The organism is Luteimonas gilva (genome assembly GCF_005239095.1).
In the GTDB taxonomy this organism is placed as follows: domain Bacteria; phylum Pseudomonadota; class Gammaproteobacteria; order Xanthomonadales; family Xanthomonadaceae; genus Luteimonas_C; species Luteimonas_C gilva.
In genome coordinates this window covers 417,454-435,714 of sequence record NZ_SZUA01000002.1, presented here as the reverse complement: position 1 = coordinate 435,714, position 18,261 = coordinate 417,454, and the positions used below count along the sequence as shown (strand labels likewise).

Here is an 18,261-nt window from a genome sequence, read left to right as displayed (position 1 = left end):
CACCCCTGGCTGCGCGCAGCGCCGCTCAAGCCGCATCCTGCCGCTTCTGCTTGGCCAGCTTCTTGCGCACCATCTCGCGCTTGAGCGGCGACAGGTAGTCGACGAACAGCTTGCCGTCCAGATGGTCCATCTCGTGCTGGATGCAGACCGCGAGCAGGCCGTCGATGGTCATCTCGAACGGCTGGCCGTGGCGGTCCAGGGCCTGCACGGTGATTTCGTTGGCGCGGGTGACGTCGGCGAAAATGCCCGGCACCGACAGGCAGCCCTCCTGGTAAACCTGCTCGCCGGCCTTGGCGACGATGTTCGGATTGACGAACACCAATGGCTGATTCTTCTCTTCCGATACGTCGATCACCATGAAGCGCTGGTGCACGTCCACCTGGCTGGCGGCCAGACCGATGCCCGGAGCTTCGTACATGGTTTCGAACATGTCGTCGAACAGGCGCTGGAATTCCGGATCGGCCAGCCGCGCGGGATCCACCGGCACCGCCTTGGTGCGCAGGCGCGGATCGGGGAATTCGAGGATGTTTAACAGGGCCATGGCGTAAAAAATGGGGGCATCGGTCACAAGCGCAAGCGCTGGGGCGATTGTAACGCCGGAAAGCTTGCCTTGCGGCGCTGTTTGTGGGCTATATTGCCCCCGCTGTCAGGGGAAATTCTCAAGGGGAGCGGGTAGATGGCCGCCATGCTTAAGCGCCTTTCTCGGGGGCTTCGTACGGTTTTTGCGGTTGCGGCCTTGACGGTCGCCGCCTACGCCACGGCTGCCGAATGGCGTGGCGACCACCCCGACACCTACGTGGTGAAGCGCGGGGATACGTTGTGGGACATCTCGGCGCGCTTCCTGAAGAAGCCGTGGCTGTGGCCCGAAATCTGGCAGGCCAACCCGCAGATCAAGAATCCGCATCTGATCTATCCGGGCGACGTGATCAGCCTGGCCTACCTGGACCGCCTGGCCGTGCAGCCGGGTCCGCGCCAGGCCGCGCCGATCAACGCGATCCCGCTGGACCAGATCGAAGCCTTCCTGAAGGACCTGCGCGTCGTCGACGAATTCGAGCAGCTGCCCTACGTGGTCAGCCTGGAAGAAGACCGTCTGCGCGGTTCGCAAGGCCAGGTGGTCTACGTCCGCGGCCTCGCGGGCGCCCAGCCGGGCCAGCGCTATCTGATCGTGCGGCCGACCCAGCGCTACACCCAGACCCGCCGCACGTCCAACGGCCAGTACCTGCCGTTCAAGGAAGACCTGGATTTCCGCGGCAAGCGCCTGCTGACCCAGACCGCCGACCTGGATACCGGTTGGACCAATATGGTCCTGTCCGAAGGCCCGCTCGAACTGCTCGGCTACGAACTGGCCCGGGTCAACCTGGGCACGGTCACCCGCGGCGAAGTCGGCAACGTGGAAGCGTCCACCGTGCTGCTCGACGAAGCCGGCCGCGAAGTGCGCATCGGCGACCGCCTGATTCCGGTCGACGCGCACGGCTACGACCTGCAGTTCTTCCCGCACGCGCCCAAAACCCAATTGCCGATCGGCAAGGCCCAGGTGCTGGCGGTGGCCGATACGGACCGCTACGGCGGCCCGCGCGACGTGATCGCGATCTCCGCCGGCGCCCGCGACGGCGTCGACAACGGCACCGTGTTCTCGATCTGGCGCAACGGCAGCAACGTCATCGACAAAGTCGAATACGGCGAAGACCGCAGCTACCAGTCGGTGCCCAAGAAGAGCCGCGTGCAATTGCCCGACGAATTCGCCGGCCACGTGATGGTGTTCCGCACCTTCGACAAGATGAGCTACGGATTGGTGATGGAAGGCATCAAGCCGGCCAAGGTGGGCTACACGCTCAAGCACCCCGACGCCACGTACTGATCCGGGGTTTTCCTACAGATTTCAGCGACGGCGCCTGCGGGCGCCGTCGCCGTTTCGGGGCTAGGTTGGCGCGATGGCCGACGACGACCTCGATGCATTGTTGAAACTGCAGGCTTTGCCCGGCGCGGTCGCGCCGCGCCGGCGCTTGCTCGATCGGCTGGGCGCGCCCGCCGCCGCATTGGCCGCAGGTCCGCGCGCATGGCGCGAAGCGGGCTTAGACGAGACGCAGACGGTCGCGCTGGCGCAATGCGCCGACGAAACGCTGGCCGCGGCGCGCGCTTGGCTGGCGCAGCCGGGACATCATCTGCTGGGTTGGCACGATCCGGCCTATCCGCCGCAGTTGCGGCGCCTGTCCAGCCCACCGCTGGCTTTGTTCGTCGACGGCGATCCGGCGTTGCTGTGGCATCCGTCGGTGGCCATCGTCGGCAGCCGCGCGCCCAGCCCCGGCGGTCGCGACAACGCACGCCGTTTCGCCCGCGATTTGGCCGACGCCGGATTCTCCGTCCTCAGCGGTTTGGCCGCGGGCATCGACACCGCCGCGCACGAAGGCGCGCTGGCGGCGCCGTCGGGATTGACCGTCGCCGTGCTGGGCACCGGGCCCGATGTCGCCTATCCGCGCGAGAACGCCGCGTTGCGCGACCGCATCGCCGCGCGCGGCGCGGTGGTGAGCGAACACTTGCCCGGCACGCAGGCTCGGCCTTCGCACTTTCCTAGCCGTAATCGGATCCTGGCCGGATTGTCCCTGGGCACGCTGGTGGTCGAAGCGGCGCTGCGGTCCGGCGCGCTGATCACCGCCAAGCAAGCCGCCGATGCCGGCCGCGAGGTGTTCGCCGTGCCCGGTTCGATCCACAACGCCCTCGCCCGGGGCTGCCACCAATTGATCCGCGACGGCGCCGCGCTGGCGGAGACCGCCGACGAGGTGATCGCCGCCGTGCTGCCGGTCGCAGCGAGCTTGGCGACGACCTTGCGCAACCGCTTGGAAGGCCCCATTTCCACTTCCGTCGAAGCCGCGACGGCGACGTTATCGCCGGCTCTGCTCGACGACCCCGACTACCACAAGTTGTGGACAGCCTTAGGACACGACCCCACCGGTATGGATCGCTTGATCGAACGCACCGGATTGACGGCCGCGGAACTGTCCTCCATGCTGCTGGTCATGGAGCTTGAGGGCCTTGTGAGCAACCGACACGGCCGCTACACCCGCAAGACCCTGTCCCCCAACGCGCCGGAGACCGGCGCAGGCCGAGGGAAATGAAAGAGAGCATCCTGGACGTACTGCTTTACCTCTTCGAACACTACTTCACCGACGACGCCGATCCCGTCCGCGATCGCGACTCCCTCCAGAACGGATTGATCCAGGCCGGCTTCAGCCCCGCCGAGATCAGCAAGGCTTTCGACTGGCTCGACGCCCTGGCCGAACAGCGCCCGGCGGCCGGCAGCGCGCGCAGCGACGGCCCGACCCGGGTCTATTTCGGCCCGGAATTGGACAAGCTGGACGTGGAATGCCGCGGTTTCCTGCTGTTCCTGGAGCAGCACGGGATCCTGGACGCCGACCAGCGCGAACTGGTGCTGGACCGCGCCATGGCCCTGGATCAGGACGAACTGGACCTGGACGATCTGAAGTGGGTCGTGCTGATGGTGCTGTTCAACCAACCCGGCTCCGAAGCCGCCTACGCCTGGATGGAAACCCAGATGTTCGCCGACGAACCCGAGCCCGTGCACTAGCGGCCCGCCGCACAATTTCCACGGCCGCCGCTTGACAGGCGGCAGGCCGCCGTGATTCCACTATAAAAAGAACGAACCTGAACGCCCGAGGCCCCGGCCTCGGGCGTTCCCTTCTGTACTCATGTTTGGCGCCGGCTTAACGCCCCGCCCGGAAACCTCCCCCGCAATGGCCAAGAACCTGCTTATCGTCGAGTCGCCCGCCAAGGCCAAGACGATCAACAAATACCTCGGCAAGGACTTCACCGTCCTGGCCTCCTACGGCCACGTCCGCGACCTGGTGCCGAAGGAAGGCGCGGTCGATCCGAACGACGGCTTCCGGATGCGCTACGACCTGATCGACAAGAACGAGAAGCACGTCGACGCCATCGCCAAGGCCGCCAAGGTCGCCGAGGGCATCTTCCTGGCGACCGACCCGGACCGCGAAGGCGAGGCGATCAGCTGGCACATCGCGGAGATCCTGAAAGAGCGCGGCCTGCTCAAGGACAAGACCCTGCAGCGCGTGGTGTTCACCGAAATCACGCCGCGCGCGATCAAGGAAGCGATGCTCAAGCCGCGCAGCATCGCCAGCGACCTGGTCGACGCGCAGCAAGCGCGGCGCGCGCTGGATTACCTGGTCGGCTTCAACCTGTCGCCGGTGCTGTGGCGCAAGGTGCAGCGCGGCCTGTCCGCCGGGCGCGTGCAGTCGCCCGCGCTGCGCATGATCGTCGAGCGCGAAGAAGAGATCGAAGCCTTCGTCGCCCGCGAATACTGGACGATCGAAGCCGAGTGCGCGCACGCCTCGCAGCCGTTCACCGCCAAGCTGACCAAGCTCGACGGCAAGAAGTTCGAACAGTTCACCATCACCGACGGCGACACCGCCGAGGAAGCGCGGCGCCGCATCGTCGCGGCCGCCGGCGGCGCGCTGCACGTCACCGACGTCGCCAGCAAGGAACGCAAGCGTCGGCCGTCGCCGCCGTTCACCACTTCCACCCTGCAGCAGGAAGCCTCGCGCAAGCTCGGCTTCACCACCTCGCGCACCATGCGCGTGGCGCAGAAGCTGTACGAAGGCGTGGCGATCGGCGACGAAGGCACGGTCGGCCTGATCAGCTATATGCGTACCGACTCGGTGAACCTGTCGGCCGAAGCGCTGAGCGAGATCCGCGACGTGATCGCGCGCGACTTCGGCATCAAGGCCGTGCCCGACAAGCCGAACTTCTACCAGACCAAATCGAAGAACGCGCAGGAAGCGCACGAAGCGATCCGCCCGACTTCGGCGCTGCGCACGCCGGCGCAAGTCGCCAAGCATTTGGACGACGACGGCCGCCGCCTGTACGAACTGATCTGGAAGCGCGCCGTCGCCTGCCAGATGGTGCCGGCCACGCTCAACACGGTCAGCGTCGACCTGGCGGCCGGCAGCGAACACAACTTCCGCGCCAGCGGCACCACCGTCATCGATCCCGGCTTCCTGGCCGTGTACGAAGAAGGCAAGGACCAGAAGGCCGCCGAAGACGAGGACGAAGGCCGCAAGCTGCCGCCGATGAAGCCGGGCGAGCGCGTGCCGCTGGACCGCATCCACACCGACCAGCACTTCACCGAGCCGCCGCCGCGCTTTTCCGAAGCCTCGCTGGTGAAGGCGCTGGAGGAATACGGCATCGGCCGTCCTTCGACTTACGCTTCGATCATCCAGACGCTGCAGTTCCGCAAATACGCGGAGCTGGAGAACCGCCGCTTCCGTCCGACCGACGTCGGCCGTGCGGTATCGAAGTTCTTAAGCGGCCACTTCACCCGATACGTCGACTACGACTTCACCGCCAAGCTCGAGGACGAACTCGACGCGGTGTCGCGCGGCGAGGAAGAGTGGGTGCCGCTGATGGAGAAATTCTGGGGTCCGTTCAAGGAATTGGTCGAAGAGAAGACCGAATCGGTCGACCGCAACGAAGCCACCGGCGCGCGCGAACTCGGCACCGATCCCAAATCCGGAAAACCGGTCAGCGTGCGCCTGGGCCGCTACGGGCCGTACGCGCAGATCGGCACCGCCGACGACGAAGACAAACCGACCTTCGCCAGCCTGCGCCCCGGCCAAAGCATGCATACGATCACTTTGGAAGAAGCGATCGACCTGTTCCGCCTGCCGCGCAAACTCGGCCAAGACAACGGCGAGGAAGTCAGCGTCGGCATCGGCCGCTTCGGCCCGTTCGCCAAGCGCGGCTCGACCTACGCTTCGCTGAAGAAGGAAGACGATCCGTACACGATCGACCTGGCGCGGGCGGTGTTCCTGATCGCCGAGAAGGAAGAGATCGCGCGCAACCGGATCATCAAGTCCTTCGAAGGCAGCGACATCCAGGTGCTGAACGGCCGCTTCGGCCCCTACATCAGCGACGGCAAGCTCAACGGCCGCATTCCCAAGGACCGCGAACCCGCTTCGCTGACGTTGGAAGAAGTGCAGAAGCTGATGGAAGAAACCGGCAAACCGATGCGCGGCCGCGGCCGCTTCGCGGCGAAGAAGGCGGCGCCGAAGAAGAAGGAAACCGCGCCGGCGAAGAAGGCCGCCAAGAAGGCGCCGGCCAAGAAAGCCGCGAAGAAAACGGCTAAGAAAGCCGCCGCCAAGAAGACCGCGAAGAAGGCGGCGAAGAAAGTCGTCAAAAAGAAAGCACCCGCTGCCGGCGACGACGCGCCGTTCTGACGTGCTTTCGCCATGCTGCAACCCCTCTCCCTCGCCGACGCCGCCACCGCTCTGAAAAATGGGCGCGTGCTCGCCTATCCGACCGAAGCGGTCTGGGGTTTGGGCTGCGATCCCGACGACGAAGCGGCGGTGATGCGCCTGCTCGCGATCAAGCAGCGTCCGGTCGACAAAGGCCTGATCCTGATCGCCGCGAACCTGGACCAATTGCGCCCCTATCTCGATCTGACCGCGCTGCCGAGCGAACGCCTGGCCGAGGTGCTGGCCACCTGGCCCGGCCCGCACACCTGGGTGATGCCGGCCAGCCGCCGCGCGCCGCGCTGGATCACCGGCGCGCACGAGGGCATCGCCGTCCGGGTGACTGCGCATCCGGTGGTCGTCACGCTGTGCACGGTGTTCGGCGGCGCGCTGGTGTCGACCAGCGCCAACCGCGCCGGCGAACCGCCTGCGGCCAGCCTGGCGGCGTTGGATCCGGACCTGCTCGCGCAAACGGACGGCCGCCTGGACGGCGAAACCTCGCATCTGGACCGTCCGACCACGATCCGCGACGCTCTCACCGGCGCGGTGCTGCGCCTCTAGGTGCACGCTTCCTTGAACAAAATGAACCGCGGCCGACGCCTCGCGGATACGCGAACCGCCCGCGCTTCCGCGCTGCGATGAACCGGCGCAAGATGCCGGCATGCGCCCGCCCTTCCGCCCTGGCTTGCTGGCCGCACTGCTCGCCTGCGCCTGCACCGGCGCGCAAGCGGCGGAAATCACCCTGTACCGCTGCGTCGATGCGAAAGGCAAATTGACTTTGCGCGACACGCCCTGCGCCAAGGGCGAACAGCAGGAAACCCGCACTTTCCAGAAGCCGGTCGATCCGCCGCCGCGTCCGGTCGCGCCGACGCCGTTGCCCGCGGTCGAGCCGAAAAAACAGGTGGAAGTGCGTTACGTGACCGTCGCGCCGCCGCGCCCGCTGTACGAATGCGTCACGCCCGACGGCGAGCGCTACACCAGCGATACCGATGCCGGCAATCCGCGCTGGGTGCCGTTGTGGACCTTGGGCTATCCCTGGCCCGCGACTTCGTTCCGCACCGGCACCGCGGCCAGCATCGCGGTACGCCCGACGCCGCGTCCGCCGAATATCGGCCCGCCCACGCGTCCGCATCCGGTCCATCCCGCGCCGGCGATCTACGCCGGCAGCACTTACGTCGCCGACGAATGCCATGCCTTGCCGCAGGAAGAGGTCTGCTCGCGCCTGGACGACCGTTTGTGGGAAATCAAGCGCCGCTATCTCAACGCGATGCCGAGCGAACGCGCCGTGCTGGACGACGAGGAGCGCGGCTTGCGCGCGCGCATGAACAACGACTGCCGGGCCTACTGATTTGCGCATCGCGTTCGGACTGCTGATCGCGCTGTGCTGCTGCGACGCCGCCGCCGCGCAGCAACGGATCGTCATGTACCGATGCACCGACGCCAAGGGCGCGGTGACCTTGCAGAACGACGTGCGTTGCCCGAAAGGCAGCAAGCAGGAAAAGCGCGTGATCGAAACGCCGGCGGCGACGGCGCCGACAAACGCGGCGGCTGCGCCCAGCGCCGCTCCCGCAGCGACATCGGCGCCCGTGACCGCCGCGCAACCGGCACTCGCTGCGGCGAAAGCGACGCCGCCGGCTGCCGCTCCGGCGCTTGTTCCGTCGACGCCGCCCGCGGCGCTGGTTCCGCCGCCGGCCTTATACCGTTGCGCGAATCTGCAGCGCGAGGTCTATTTCAGCGATACGGATCTGCAGCCGCGCCGCTGCGTGCCGATGCAGGCCGTCGGCCTGGACGGCAATCCGGCCACCGGCGCGGGCACGGTTTGCGAGATGATGCGCGACCCTTGCCAGCCCATCGCCGATCAACAGCTGTGCCCAGCTTGGCGCCAACGCGCCGAAGAAGCGCGGACCGCGGCCCGTTTCGGCACCGGCGAACAAGCCGCCAACGCCAAGGCCGCGCTGGAACGCTCGCAAACCGTATTGCGCGAGAGCTGTCCGGCGGAGTGAGCGACTTTCTCCCATCGGAAGAAGGTGGCGCGCAGCGCCGAATGAGGGTTCGGTGGAATGATGTTGGACCAAGTCGCGATGGCATCGTTCCGCCGACGATATCCATCGCATCGGAAACATTCTCGCTTCGCCGAACCCTCACCCCCCCCCGGCCCGCGCCGGTGGAGAGGGCTCAACTTTTAAAACCCGTAACGCAAGAACCCGCCGTCCACCGCGATGCATTCGCCGGTGATGTAGCTGGCCGCGGGTAGGCACAAGAAGGCCACCGCGGCGGCGACTTCTTCCGGTTCGCCGACGCGGCCCAGCGGCGTGCGCAGCAGCACTTCGTCCAGATAATCCGGATCGGCCAATTTGTCGGACGTGCGCCGGGTGCGGATGTACCAGGGCGCGACGGCGTTGACGCGCACGCCGTCCTCGGCCCATTCCACGGCCAGGTTCTTGGTCATCTGGTGCATCCCGGCCTTGCTCATGCCGTAAGGCGCGCCGGAACGCACGTGGGTGGCGCCGGATACGCTGCCGACGTTGACGATGCTCGACGAGGCGTGCTGGGTCAGCAGCGGATGCGCGTAACGCGACAGTTCGAAGGCCGAGAACAGATTGACCTCGAAGATCTGCCGCCATTCGTCTTCGGTGTAGTCGGTGGCGTTCTTGGTGAGGTTGCCGCCGGCGTTGTTGACCAGGATGTTGAGGCCGTCGCCGATGTCTTCGACGAAATCCAGGACTTCGCGGCGCTGCTCGTCGTCGGCGACGTCGCCGATCACGCCGCGGACCTCGCCGTCGGGGAATTCGTCGGCCAGTTCGTCGCGGGCCGATTCGAGCGCGTCGCCGTCGCGCGCGGCGATGATCACGCGCGCGCCCAGGCCCATAAGCTCGCGCGCGATGGCGCGGCCGATGCCGGCGCTGCCGCCGGTGACCAGGGCCAGTTGTCCGTCGAGCCGCCAGCGGTGGGGATCCATGTTCGCCTCGTCTGCACCGGATCGGCGTAGCATAGCGCCGGACCCCACAAGGACGCTGCGATGCCCACGCTCACCCGCACCGCCCTGCTGCTCGCGATCGCCGCCTGCGCCGCCTGCCGCGCGCCGGAACCGCCGCCGGCCGAGCAGAAACCCGAACCCCAAGCCCAAGCCCAAGCCGCGCACACCGAACTGCGCGATGCGATCAAAGAACCGATCGACAAGGCCAAGGCCGCCGACAAGGCGGTGCAGGACGCGGCCGAAAAGCAGCGCGCGCAGATCGAAGCGGAAGGCGGCTGAGCGTCAGTACAGCTCGTCATCCCGGCGAAACGAGCAAAGCGAGTTAACGGCGAAGCCGGCCCGAAGGGCGAGCGCGCAGCGCGAGTCAAGCCGGATTCGAGAGCTGCGCCGCACCCACATCGCGACGGGAGTCGCCAAGAAACCTCTCTCCGCGCAGCTACGTTTCATGGACGCCAGCGACCACAAAGCGAAGCGACGCCAATACGAACGGCCCGCCATCGAACTACGGACCGAGACTGAGAGTGGGAGTGCTGTCCCGCTACAACGCCCGATGGATCAAGACGCGCGACTTCACGCACCGCCGTTGAATTTAGGCACTTTCTTTGGTTACTTTCTTTGTGCCAGCAAAGAAAGCGACCCGGGCGTCAGCCCGGAAGCCTTTGTCCATGATGCGAGTCGCATCGCGACTTGCCAGTTTCTCGGATGGCCTGGATCCCGGCTTGACTCGCGCTGCGCGCTCGCCCTTCGGGCCGGCTTCGCCGTTAACTCGCTTTGCTCGTTTCGCCGGGATGACAGCTTAAGAGCAAAGCAAAATGGATCTCAGCTTGCGCTGGGATGACGACGTGAGGATTTCTATCGCGTCGGAGAACGAACGAGGGTGACGATCAGCGCCCCGAAATCCCGTACGCCGTCGGCGCGCCGTCGACGAAGACGATCGGCGGCGCGGCGGCCTTCAGCGCATCGCCTTCGATGCGGAACAGATGCATCGAACGGTCGCCCATGCTCTGCGCGAACAGCGTGCGCGAATCGTCGAGGAAACCGACGCCCTGCGCCCACGGCCCGAACGCCGCCTCCGCCAACCGGTGCAAGCGCCGGTTGTCGATCTTCAGCACCGCGAGCTTGCTTCGCGGCGAATGGAACGGCGAACTTTTCGCCACCGTGCTCATGTTCTGCAGCGCGGCCGCGGCGTAGCGGCCGTCGGGCGAACAGGCGACGCCTTCCGGCGACGGACCGACGGTGACGGTGTCGATCACCCGCGGATGCTCGCCGGCCACGTCGAGCAGGCTGACGGTGTCCGCATCGCCGCCGACCTTGCCGTAATTGGCGACCACGGCCAGGCCGCTGTCGCCGCAATACGACAGCGCGGTCGGCCAGATGCCTGCCGTCATCTCGCGGATCGCCGGCGTCTTCAAGCGTCCGTTCTCGACCGCGTACACGCCCACCCGGCCCGCGTTCGGGAACGAAATCAAGGCGCGCCGGCCGTCGGGACTGAACGCGGCACCGAGCGGTCCGGAGCCTTTTTCCATCGCCATTTTTTCGACGACGCGCGCGCGTCCGTCGGCGATCGCCAGCACGGTCACGCTGTCGTCGGCGGTGTGCGGCACCAACGCTATCGTGCCGGCGCGATTCAGCGCGACCGAGGAAGGTTGCGCGCCCAGTTCGAGCGTTTGCACGGCCTCGATCGGCGATGCGGACAGGTCCACTACTGTCAGCTTCTTTTCCGGTGCGAGCTTGCTCGGATCGGCCGGATCGATGCGCATGAACGCCGTCACCAAGGCCAGCTTGGCATCGGCCGAAATCGCCACGCTCGACGGCGGGCCCTGGAAACTGGTCGCTGCGGGCACGCGCCCGATCTCTTTCGCCTTGGCGCCGTCGAACCGCAAAAACACCGCCGAATCGGCGGGCGGCGAAGGCAGCACTTTCAACTCGCCGTCCACCAGCACCGCTTTCGGATCCAGCGCGACGCCCACCACCTGCGCCATCGCCAAGGCCGGCGCAGCGGCGAGCAGCACTGCGGACAACGAACGGATACGACGCACGCGGAACCTCTGTCGGATAGCGAAACGTTTAGCTTTGTGGGAGGGGCTTCAGCCCCGACTGGTTGTCGGGGCTGAAGCCCCTCCCACAAAAGCAAGCGGCGGTCGCGCCGAAGCGCGACGGATTTGCAGGCAGATCAAAGCCCGCAGAAGCAGTAAGCCAGGGCCTTCACCCGCGGGCCGTTGCCCGGTTCGATCGCGTTCTGCAGGAAGCGCAGATCGTCGCTCGCGCGCGGTGCGGCGCGCGTCAGCAGGCTGCGCGCGACGTCGGAACGGGCCAGCCAAGCCGCGCCGATCTTGCTTTCCGCGAAGCCGGCGAACCAGCGCTGGAACGGCGTGCCGGCGCCTTCCACGTATTGCACGCGGTACTCGCCCGGCTTGCCGAGCTTGGCGCGCCGCGCCGCGTCGGCGACCGCGGCGTCGATACCGCCGAATTCGTCGACCAGGCCGCGCTCCTTCGCCTGCGCGCCGGTCCATACGCGGCCGCGCGCGACTTCGTCGATCTGCTCGACGCTCTTCTTGCGCGCCTGCGCGACCTTGCCGGTGAAATCGCGGTAGCCCTTGTCGATCACGTTCTGGATCACCTGGCCCACGTCCGGATCCAGCGTGCGGGTCACGTCGAACGCGCCGCCGAAGCGGGTGGTGGCCACGCCGTCGGTGTGCACGCCGATCTTGTCTAGCGCGCGCGGCAAGGTGGGGAACAGCCCGAAGATGCCGATCGAACCGGTGATCGTCGACGGATCGGCATAGATCCGGTCGGCGTTCATGCTGATCCAGTAGCCGCCGGAGGCAGCCACATTGCCCATCGACACCACCACCGGCTTGCCCGCTTCCTTCAGCGCCACGACTTCGCGGCGGATCTGCTCGGAGGCGAACACTTCGCCGCCGGGCGAAGACACGCGCAGCACCAGCGCCTTGACCTTGTCGTCGTCCAGCGCAGCGCGCAGCAGCGCCGCGGTCGATTCGCCGCCGACGCGGCCCGGCGGCTGTTCGCCGCCGGTGATTTCGCCTTCGGCGACGACGACCGCCACCTGCGGGCGCTCGTCGACCGCGCCCAGGCCGCTGTCGATCTGGCGCAGATAGCCGCCCAGGTCGATCTGGCGGAAACCGCCTTCGGCATCCGCGTCGGCGACGCCGCGCTCGGCCAGCAATTCGTCGACTTCGGTGCGGGTCTTCAGGCCGTCGACCAGCTTCTGCTGCAGCGCGAAGCGGGCCAGATCGCCGCCGGCCGCGGCGATGCCTTCGGGCAAGGTGTCGATGCCGGCCGCCAGCTGCTGCGGCGTCAGCTTGCGCGCTTTGGCGACGTCGGTGAGATAGCGCTGCCACACGTCGTTCATCCAGAACAGGTCGGCCTGCTTGGATTCGGGCGAAGCGGAATCGAGGATGAAAGGCTCGGCCGCGGATTTGTATTCGCCGACCTTGAACAAGTGGAAGTCGATGCCGAGCTTGTCCTGCAGGCCTTCGCGGTAGTACTGGCGATAGCCGGCCAGGCCTTCCAGCAACAGGCCGCCCATCGGATCCAGATAGACCTCGCTGCCCTGCGCCGCCAGCAAGTATTGCGACTGTTCGAAATAATCGCCGTAAGCGATCACCTGCTTGCCCGCCGCGCGCAGTCGCGCCAGCGCCGCGGCCACTTCGCGCAATTGCGCGTAGCCGCTCGGACGCAGGCGATCCACGCGCAGCAGCACGCGTTCGATGCGCTTGTCGTCCTTGGCCGCCTCGATGCCGCGCAACAAGTCGCGCAGCTGCACTTCTTCGCCTTCCTTGTCGCCCATCGCCTTGGACAAGGCGCGGCTGAAGGCGTCGGAACTGTATTGCTCGACCAGCTTTCCTTCCGGCGCGATCACCAGGGTGGTGCGGCCCACCAGCGGCGCGACCCGGTCGCCGGCGCCCCACAGGATCAGGAGCAACAGCACGAAGAACAGGAAGATCAGGTTGAACACCAAACGGCGCGCGAAATTCACGCCATCCCAGATGCCGACGAGGACGCGGGCGATGGGGCCGCGGCGGCGCACTTCATTCATTACCTGATACTCCCGAAACCGGCCTGCAGCTTAGCCCGGCGGGCGCCGGGCTTTCATGCGTCGTTGGTCACTGCGCCTTCCCGCACCATGGGGGCTCGTCGGGAGGAGCGCAAGAACCGGCTGCAGAGCAGGGTGGCGGCCGCGGTCAGGCCGACGATCAGGCCGATCCACATGCCTTTCGGCCCCCAGCCCATGCCCAGGCCGAGCCCGGCGCCGAGCGGCATGCCCAGGCCCCAGTAGGCGAAGGCGGCCAGGAACATCGGCACCCGCGTGTCCTTGAGTCCGCGCAGGGCGCCGGCCGACAGCACTTGGATGCCGTCCGGGAATTGGAACGCCGCCGCGAACAGCAGCAAGGTTGCGGCCAGCGCGGCGACCGTGGCGTCGGCCGTGTACAGCGATACGATCGCGTCGTTGCCGGTCAACAGCACCAGCGCCGACAGCGTCTGCGTGCACAGCACGATCGCGTAACCGGCGAACGCCGCGCGACGCAGGCCGTCGCGATCGCCGCGGCCGAGCGCGTGGCCGACCCGCACCGTCGTCGCTTCGGCCAATCCGACCGGTATCATGAAGCACAGGCTGGCGACGTTGATCGCGATCTGGTGCGCAGCGACGGGCACGTCGCCCAAGCGCCCGATCAGCAGCGCGGTGGTGATGAACAAGCCGCCTTCCATCGCGATGGTGATGCCGATCGGCAAGCCGGTCGCCAGCAAGCTGCGGATCAGCGTCCATTGCGGCGGGTCGAAACGCGCGAACAGGCCCAGGTCGGCGAAGCGCCGCGCGCGCCACAGATACACCGCGAACGCGAGCGCCTGCGCCCACATCATGATCGCCGAAGCGATGCCCAATCCGCCCGCGCCCAGCGACGGCAACGGCCCGAAACCGTAGGTCAGCGCGTAACCCAGCGGGATCAGCACCAGCAAGCCGCCGAAGCCGAGCAGCATCGTCGGCAGCGTCCAATGCAGGCCGTCGCTCAGATAGCGCATGCACAAGTACAGCGTGAAGGCGGGAATGCCCCAGCGGATGCCGTGCAGGAACGCGGTCGCGCCGGGACGGATTTCCGGCGCGATGCCCATCGGCTCCAGCGCGTGCACGACGAAGGTCAGGAACAGGAACAGCAACACGCCCAGGCCGATGGACAGCCACAAGGCCTGGCGGAAGACCGGACCGATCCGCTCGCGCTGGCCCGCGCCGTCCAATTGCGAAACGGTCGGCGGCAGCGACAGCAGCGTGCCCATCGGGATCATCATCGGCAGCCAAAACAAAGCCGTGCCGACCGCGACCGCGGCCAGCGTATCGGTGCCGTGATGGCCGGCGATCACGCTGTCGACGAAACCGATCAAACCGGACGACAGGTGTCCGGCGACCAGCGGCGCGGCGAGCGTGGCCGAGGTGCGCACTTCATCGCGGAAGCGCGCCGGCGTGGGCGTGACGTGCGACATGCGGGGAAATCCGGCGACTGCAGCCGCGCGAAGGAATCGTGCGCTGGCGCCGGGTCGCGGCTGGAGGCTATCTTAGCGCGTCTTTCGGGGGAAGCACGATGACCGAACCGCAAGCCGCCGCCGCGCCCGCCGACGCGCCTGCGCCCGCGCGCAAATGCGAGAACTGCGGGCGCGAACTGCTCGGCGAGTACTGCTACGCCTGCGGCCAGCCGGTGAAGGGGCTGGTGCGGCATTTTTCCAGCATCCTGGGCGATTTCGCCGACAGCGTGCTCAACCTGGACACGCGCCTGCCGCGCACGATCTGGCCGTTGTTCGCCAAGCCCGGCTATCTGACGACCGAATACTTCGCCGGCCGCCGCGTGCGCTACGTCAGCCCGGTGCGGCTGTTCGTCTTCATCAGCATCGTCACCTTCTTCATCGCGCAGTTCACCGTCAGCTTCGGCGACGGCGCGGTCAAATTCGGAGACGGCGACAACAACGACAGCTTCGCCAAAGCCGCCAGCATCGAGGAAGTGGAGAAAGCGCGCGACGAGGCGCTCGCCGAGATCACCAAGGCGCGCAAGCAGACCGAAGGCACGCCCGGCGCGGACGTGGGCCTGCGGATGGGCGAGCGCGCGATCCGCAAGAAAGCCGACGAACGCATCGCGGCCCTGCGCGCCGAGCAGGCGAAAGCCCTGGCGAAAGGCCCGCAGGACGCGAAAGCACCGGCGAAGTCCGCTCCGGCCGGGGCGCCGCTGGCGCAGGACGCCGCCGCCAAGAAGGCGGACGACGACGATGAAGACCTCAACGTGTCTTTCAACGGCCGGCCGTGGGATCCTAAGACCAATCCCCTCACCGTGCCCTGGCTGCCGAAATTCGCCAACGACTGGATCAACGTCCAGGTCGGACGCGGCAAGGGCAACATCAAGCGCCTGAAGGAAGACCCGGACGCCTTCAAGGACGCGTTGCTGGGCGCGGTCCCGTCCACGCTCTTCATCATGCTGCCGCTGTTCGCGCTGATGCTGAAGATCCTGTACGTCTTCAAGCGCCGGCTGTACATGGAGCACCTGATCGTGGCCCTGCACAGCCACGCCTTCCTGTGCCTGGCCCTGCTGCTGATGTTCGTGACGATCGCGCTGCAGAACTGGCTGGCGCCCGATTCCGGCTTCCTTCACGGCCTGTTCGGCTGGATCGAGGCCCTGCTTTGGCTATGGATGCCGATCTATCTTTTGATCATGCAGAAGCGGGTCTACCGCCAGGGCTGGACCCTGACCCTGCTGAAATACTGTTTGTTGGGCTTCTGTTACTTCTTGCTGCTGACAACCGGCGCGATGTTCACCATGCTGTTCAGCCTGGTCCGAATGTGATCCGCCGATGCCACCACCGGCCGCCCCCGACGGCCACGTCGTCTACGAAGTGAATGTGGAGGTCGACGCCGTGCTGGCCGACGACTACCGCGCCTGGATGGACGTCCACGTGCGCGAGATGGTCGCTCTGCCCGGCTTCATCAGCGCCCGCATCCACAATCTGCTCGCGCCGGGTCCCGACGCGGGCCGGCAGGCGATGTGCGTCCAATTCTTCCTGCGCGACGCGGCCGCGCTGGACGCCTATCTGCGCGATCACGCCATGCGCTTCCGGGCCAGCAGCCTGGAACAGTTCGGCAACCGTTTCCGCACCACGCGGCGGGTGATGCGGCACGTGGTCACGATGGACCGCGAACCGTCCCCGGCCGATCCGCACTACTGATCCAGGCGTCGGCGCAGCCATTCGCCGCGGTTGGCGGCGGCGGTGGACAGCAGCTCGCGGCGCAGCGCCTCGCGCGCATCCGGCGGCACGCGCTGCGCGAGCACCGCCAGATCGGCGCGCTCGGCCGGGTTCATCTCGCGCAGCGTTTGCAGCAGACGCGCGCGTTCCTCGGCTTCGACGAAGGCCAGCAGCGGCTGCAAGCGGACGTACTCGGCGCCAAGCGTGGGACCGAGCAGCCAACCGTGCTTCTCGCGGCCGTCCAGCGCATCGAATTGCGCGCGGACCGGCCGTTGCCGTTCGGGCGGCAAAGCGGCCCAATCCGCCGCGGCGCGCCGCAACTGCGCGCGCTCGTTTTCCGGCAGCGCCCGCCAGGCTTGCCAGCGCTCGCGGCGCTCGCGGCGGACCGCTTCGGGCAGCGCCTGCCAGCGCAATTCGCGCTGCCCGTACACGGCTTGCTCCACCGGCGACAACGCCCGCCATCGCGCCTGCCGCTGTTCCAGTTCCACCCGCTGCGCCACCGGCAGTTGGTCGAGCAAGGCCTGGTGTTGCGGCGACAGCGCCGCCGTTGCGGCTGCGGCGACGGCGGCGAGCGCCGCGAACAGGAAAGCGCTAGAGCGTCGCATCGCTGGTCTCCGGATGATCGTCGTCCTGCGCGGGGTCCGTCGCGCCCGGTGGGGCCGGAACGCGGCCCGTCGCGGGCATCGCCGCTTGCGCGGCGTACCAGGCGTAGAAATCCAAATCGAGATAGACCGCTTCGTCGCGCGCATCCAGCAACAGATCGAAGTCGCGATCGCTCAGCCGCGCCAGTTCGGCGTCGTAGCGCGAAGCCGGCGGTTCTGCATCGGGCAAGGACACGGTGCGGATGTCCGGCGCATCGTTGCGTTCGGGCGGGCGCTTGCCCGGCCACAAGAACGTCGCGGCCAGCGCCAGCACGCAGGCGGACGCGCTCGCCCACAACGCGATGCGCCATCCCCTGCGCGGCGCGGACGGTTCGGGCGCCTCGAGCCGCGCCGGGGCGACGCTGCGCTTGGCGACCGGGCGCAGGGCGCTTTCGCGCAACTTGGCCAGGTGCGCCAGGCGTTGCGGCGGCAGTTGCTTGATCGTCGCTTGCACGGCGCTCGCCAGCGCCTGCCATGCCGACGCGTCGGCGCTGCCGTCGGCGCGGCGCGGCAGGGCGCGTTGCAACGCGAGCCGGTAGGTGGCTGGAGCGATGCCCAAGGCCGCCGCGCCCTCGGTTTCGCCCAAGCCGGCGGCCAAGCGCAGCAACAAGGCGGCGCGCGGGCCGTGGCCGACCCGCGTCAGCGGCGCCAGGGCGTCGTGGCGGATCGGCAAAGCGTTCGCCCGGCGCAGCATCGGCGTGGCCAGCAGCAGGCTCCAGAAGCGGTGCGGCCATTCGCCCATCGGCGCCTTCGCGACGCTGGTTTGGAAAGCGCGCATCGCCGCGGCCAAGGCCGCATCGCCGGCCACGGCATCGCCGCATTGCAGCTCGGCGAACACCGCGCCGCGGCGTTCCACGCCGCGCAGGAAGGCATTGATGGCCGCCGGCACGCCGCTGGCGTCGGAAAGAGAAGGCGCGGTCATCGTGCGGGTTTCATCGTCGCCGCATGATACCGATGCGCACCCCGCGGACCATGCTTGACAAGCGGTCCGAACGCCGCTCAGCGAGGCGGGACAAGGGTTTGCGGAAAATCCAGTTGTTCACAGCGGTCAATAAACTGTCACCGACCCGGTCTTAACCGGGCCATCACGCTATGTTGCGCTTCTGTTTCACAGCTATGTGATTGATTCAGATGGGAATAT

Annotated in this window: 17 protein-coding genes; 10 read left to right on the top strand and 7 right to left on the bottom strand. The window is 67.4% G+C overall.

Annotated elements, in window-relative coordinates:
* Positions 1-25: 25 nt before the first annotated feature.
* The gene (gene def / locus FCE95_RS09915) at positions 26-541 is read right to left on the bottom strand and encodes a peptide deformylase (protein WP_137266862.1); all 516 of its coding nucleotides are present in this window, start codon (positions 539-541) and stop codon (positions 26-28) included.
* Between the two features lie 144 nt (positions 542-685).
* Between def and FCE95_RS09910 the strand changes: the two genes are divergently transcribed.
* The 7 genes from FCE95_RS09910 to FCE95_RS09880 all read left to right on the top strand — a co-directional run bounded on the left by FCE95_RS09910 (position 686) and on the right by FCE95_RS09880 (position 8,263).
* Complete coding sequence (locus tag FCE95_RS09910) at positions 686-1,858, top strand: LysM peptidoglycan-binding domain-containing protein (protein WP_137267558.1); 1,173 nt, start codon at positions 686-688, stop codon at positions 1,856-1,858.
* A gap of 73 nt (positions 1,859-1,931) precedes the next feature.
* Positions 1,932-3,113 carry a DNA-processing protein DprA gene (dprA, locus tag FCE95_RS09905; protein WP_137266861.1) on the top strand — a complete coding sequence of 394 codons (1,182 nt, stop codon included), beginning with the start codon at positions 1,932-1,934 and terminating at the stop codon, positions 3,111-3,113.
* Positions 3,110-3,583, top strand: coding sequence for a DUF494 family protein (locus tag FCE95_RS09900; RefSeq protein WP_137266860.1), 474 nt, complete (start codon positions 3,110-3,112; stop codon positions 3,581-3,583). Before dprA ends, FCE95_RS09900 begins: the two co-directional genes overlap by 4 nt.
* Before the next feature lie 166 nt (positions 3,584-3,749).
* Positions 3,750-6,245 (top strand): DNA topoisomerase I, encoded by a 2,496-nt coding sequence (locus FCE95_RS09895; RefSeq protein WP_137266859.1) that lies wholly within the window; start codon positions 3,750-3,752, stop codon positions 6,243-6,245.
* Between the two features lie 12 nt (positions 6,246-6,257).
* Complete coding sequence (gene tsaC, locus FCE95_RS09890; RefSeq protein ID WP_137266858.1) at positions 6,258-6,821, top strand: L-threonylcarbamoyladenylate synthase type 1 TsaC; 564 nt, start codon at positions 6,258-6,260, stop codon at positions 6,819-6,821.
* A gap of 100 nt (positions 6,822-6,921) precedes the next feature.
* Positions 6,922-7,608, top strand: coding sequence for a DUF4124 domain-containing protein (locus tag FCE95_RS09885; RefSeq protein WP_137266857.1), 687 nt, complete (start codon positions 6,922-6,924; stop codon positions 7,606-7,608).
* A 1-nt stretch (position 7,609) separates the two neighbouring features.
* Positions 7,610-8,263, top strand: coding sequence for a DUF4124 domain-containing protein (locus FCE95_RS09880; RefSeq protein ID WP_137266856.1), 654 nt, complete (start codon positions 7,610-7,612; stop codon positions 8,261-8,263).
* Between the two features lie 179 nt (positions 8,264-8,442).
* Here FCE95_RS09880 and FCE95_RS09875 read toward each other — a convergent pair whose 3' ends face one another.
* Positions 8,443-9,219: an SDR family oxidoreductase gene (locus FCE95_RS09875; protein ID WP_137266855.1), complete on the bottom strand. Its 777-nt coding sequence runs from the start codon at positions 9,217-9,219 to the stop codon at positions 8,443-8,445.
* 60 nt (positions 9,220-9,279) lie between these two features.
* Here FCE95_RS09875 and FCE95_RS09870 point away from each other — a divergent pair, with 60 nt between their 5' ends.
* The gene (locus FCE95_RS09870; protein WP_137266854.1) at positions 9,280-9,516 is read left to right on the top strand and encodes a hypothetical protein; all 237 of its coding nucleotides are present in this window, start codon (positions 9,280-9,282) and stop codon (positions 9,514-9,516) included.
* A gap of 605 nt (positions 9,517-10,121) precedes the next feature.
* On the opposite strand, the gene FCE95_RS09865 is transcribed toward FCE95_RS09870, so the two are convergent.
* The 3 genes from FCE95_RS09865 to FCE95_RS09855 form a co-directional block, all read right to left on the bottom strand.
* Complete coding sequence (locus FCE95_RS09865; protein ID WP_137266853.1) at positions 10,122-11,276, bottom strand: YncE family protein; 1,155 nt, start codon at positions 11,274-11,276, stop codon at positions 10,122-10,124.
* A gap of 134 nt (positions 11,277-11,410) precedes the next feature.
* Positions 11,411-13,297 (bottom strand): signal peptide peptidase SppA, encoded by a 1,887-nt coding sequence (gene sppA / locus FCE95_RS09860; protein WP_137266852.1) that lies wholly within the window; start codon positions 13,295-13,297, stop codon positions 11,411-11,413.
* 53 nt (positions 13,298-13,350) lie between these two features.
* Positions 13,351-14,736, bottom strand: a complete 1,386-nt coding sequence (locus FCE95_RS09855; RefSeq protein WP_137266851.1) for an MATE family efflux transporter — start codon at positions 14,734-14,736, stop codon at positions 13,351-13,353.
* Between the two features lie 98 nt (positions 14,737-14,834).
* Here FCE95_RS09855 and FCE95_RS09850 point away from each other — a divergent pair, with 98 nt between their 5' ends.
* Both FCE95_RS09850 and FCE95_RS09845 read left to right on the top strand, forming a co-directional pair.
* On the top strand, positions 14,835-16,082 hold the full coding sequence (locus tag FCE95_RS09850; protein WP_137266850.1) for a DUF3667 domain-containing protein: 1,248 nt from the start codon (positions 14,835-14,837) through the stop codon (positions 16,080-16,082).
* A gap of 7 nt (positions 16,083-16,089) precedes the next feature.
* The gene (locus tag FCE95_RS09845; RefSeq protein ID WP_137266849.1) at positions 16,090-16,461 is read left to right on the top strand and encodes a DUF4286 family protein; all 372 of its coding nucleotides are present in this window, start codon (positions 16,090-16,092) and stop codon (positions 16,459-16,461) included.
* Here FCE95_RS09845 and FCE95_RS09840 read toward each other — a convergent pair.
* Entirely contained in the window at positions 16,455-17,084 is a 630-nt protein-coding gene (locus FCE95_RS09840; protein WP_137266848.1) for a DUF3106 domain-containing protein, read from the bottom strand. The two genes, FCE95_RS09845 and FCE95_RS09840, sit on opposite strands and share 7 nt — an antisense overlap.
* Positions 17,071-18,042: a hypothetical protein gene (locus tag FCE95_RS09835; RefSeq protein WP_137266847.1), complete on the bottom strand. Its 972-nt coding sequence runs from the start codon at positions 18,040-18,042 to the stop codon at positions 17,071-17,073. The genes FCE95_RS09840 and FCE95_RS09835 overlap by 14 nt, the downstream gene beginning before the upstream one ends.
* Between the last annotated feature and the right edge of the window lie 219 nt (positions 18,043-18,261).

Excerpts from the sequence above, each read along its gene's own strand:
- def (WP_137266862.1), bottom strand. The coding sequence starts at position 541 with ATGGCCCTGTTAAACATCCTCGAATTCCCCGATCCGCGCCTGCGCACC.
- FCE95_RS09910 (WP_137267558.1), top strand. The coding sequence starts at position 686 with ATGCTTAAGCGCCTTTCTCGGGGGCTTCGTACGGTTTTTGCGGTTGCG.
- dprA (WP_137266861.1), top strand. The coding sequence starts at position 1,932 with ATGGCCGACGACGACCTCGATGCATTGTTGAAACTGCAGGCTTTGCCC.
- FCE95_RS09900 (WP_137266860.1), top strand. The coding sequence starts at position 3,110 with ATGAAAGAGAGCATCCTGGACGTACTGCTTTACCTCTTCGAACACTAC.
- FCE95_RS09895 (WP_137266859.1), top strand. The coding sequence starts at position 3,750 with ATGGCCAAGAACCTGCTTATCGTCGAGTCGCCCGCCAAGGCCAAGACG.
- tsaC (WP_137266858.1), top strand. The coding sequence starts at position 6,258 with ATGCTGCAACCCCTCTCCCTCGCCGACGCCGCCACCGCTCTGAAAAAT.
- FCE95_RS09885 (WP_137266857.1), top strand. The coding sequence starts at position 6,922 with ATGCGCCCGCCCTTCCGCCCTGGCTTGCTGGCCGCACTGCTCGCCTGC.
- FCE95_RS09875 (WP_137266855.1), bottom strand. The coding sequence starts at position 9,219 with ATGGATCCCCACCGCTGGCGGCTCGACGGACAACTGGCCCTGGTCACC.
- FCE95_RS09870 (WP_137266854.1), top strand. The coding sequence starts at position 9,280 with ATGCCCACGCTCACCCGCACCGCCCTGCTGCTCGCGATCGCCGCCTGC.
- sppA (WP_137266852.1), bottom strand. The coding sequence starts at position 13,297 with ATGAATGAAGTGCGCCGCCGCGGCCCCATCGCCCGCGTCCTCGTCGGC.
- FCE95_RS09855 (WP_137266851.1), bottom strand. The coding sequence starts at position 14,736 with ATGTCGCACGTCACGCCCACGCCGGCGCGCTTCCGCGATGAAGTGCGC.
- FCE95_RS09850 (WP_137266850.1), top strand. The coding sequence starts at position 14,835 with ATGACCGAACCGCAAGCCGCCGCCGCGCCCGCCGACGCGCCTGCGCCC.
- FCE95_RS09845 (WP_137266849.1), top strand. The coding sequence starts at position 16,090 with ATGCCACCACCGGCCGCCCCCGACGGCCACGTCGTCTACGAAGTGAAT.
- FCE95_RS09840 (WP_137266848.1), bottom strand. The coding sequence starts at position 17,084 with ATGCGACGCTCTAGCGCTTTCCTGTTCGCGGCGCTCGCCGCCGTCGCC.
- FCE95_RS09835 (WP_137266847.1), bottom strand. The coding sequence starts at position 18,042 with ATGACCGCGCCTTCTCTTTCCGACGCCAGCGGCGTGCCGGCGGCCATC.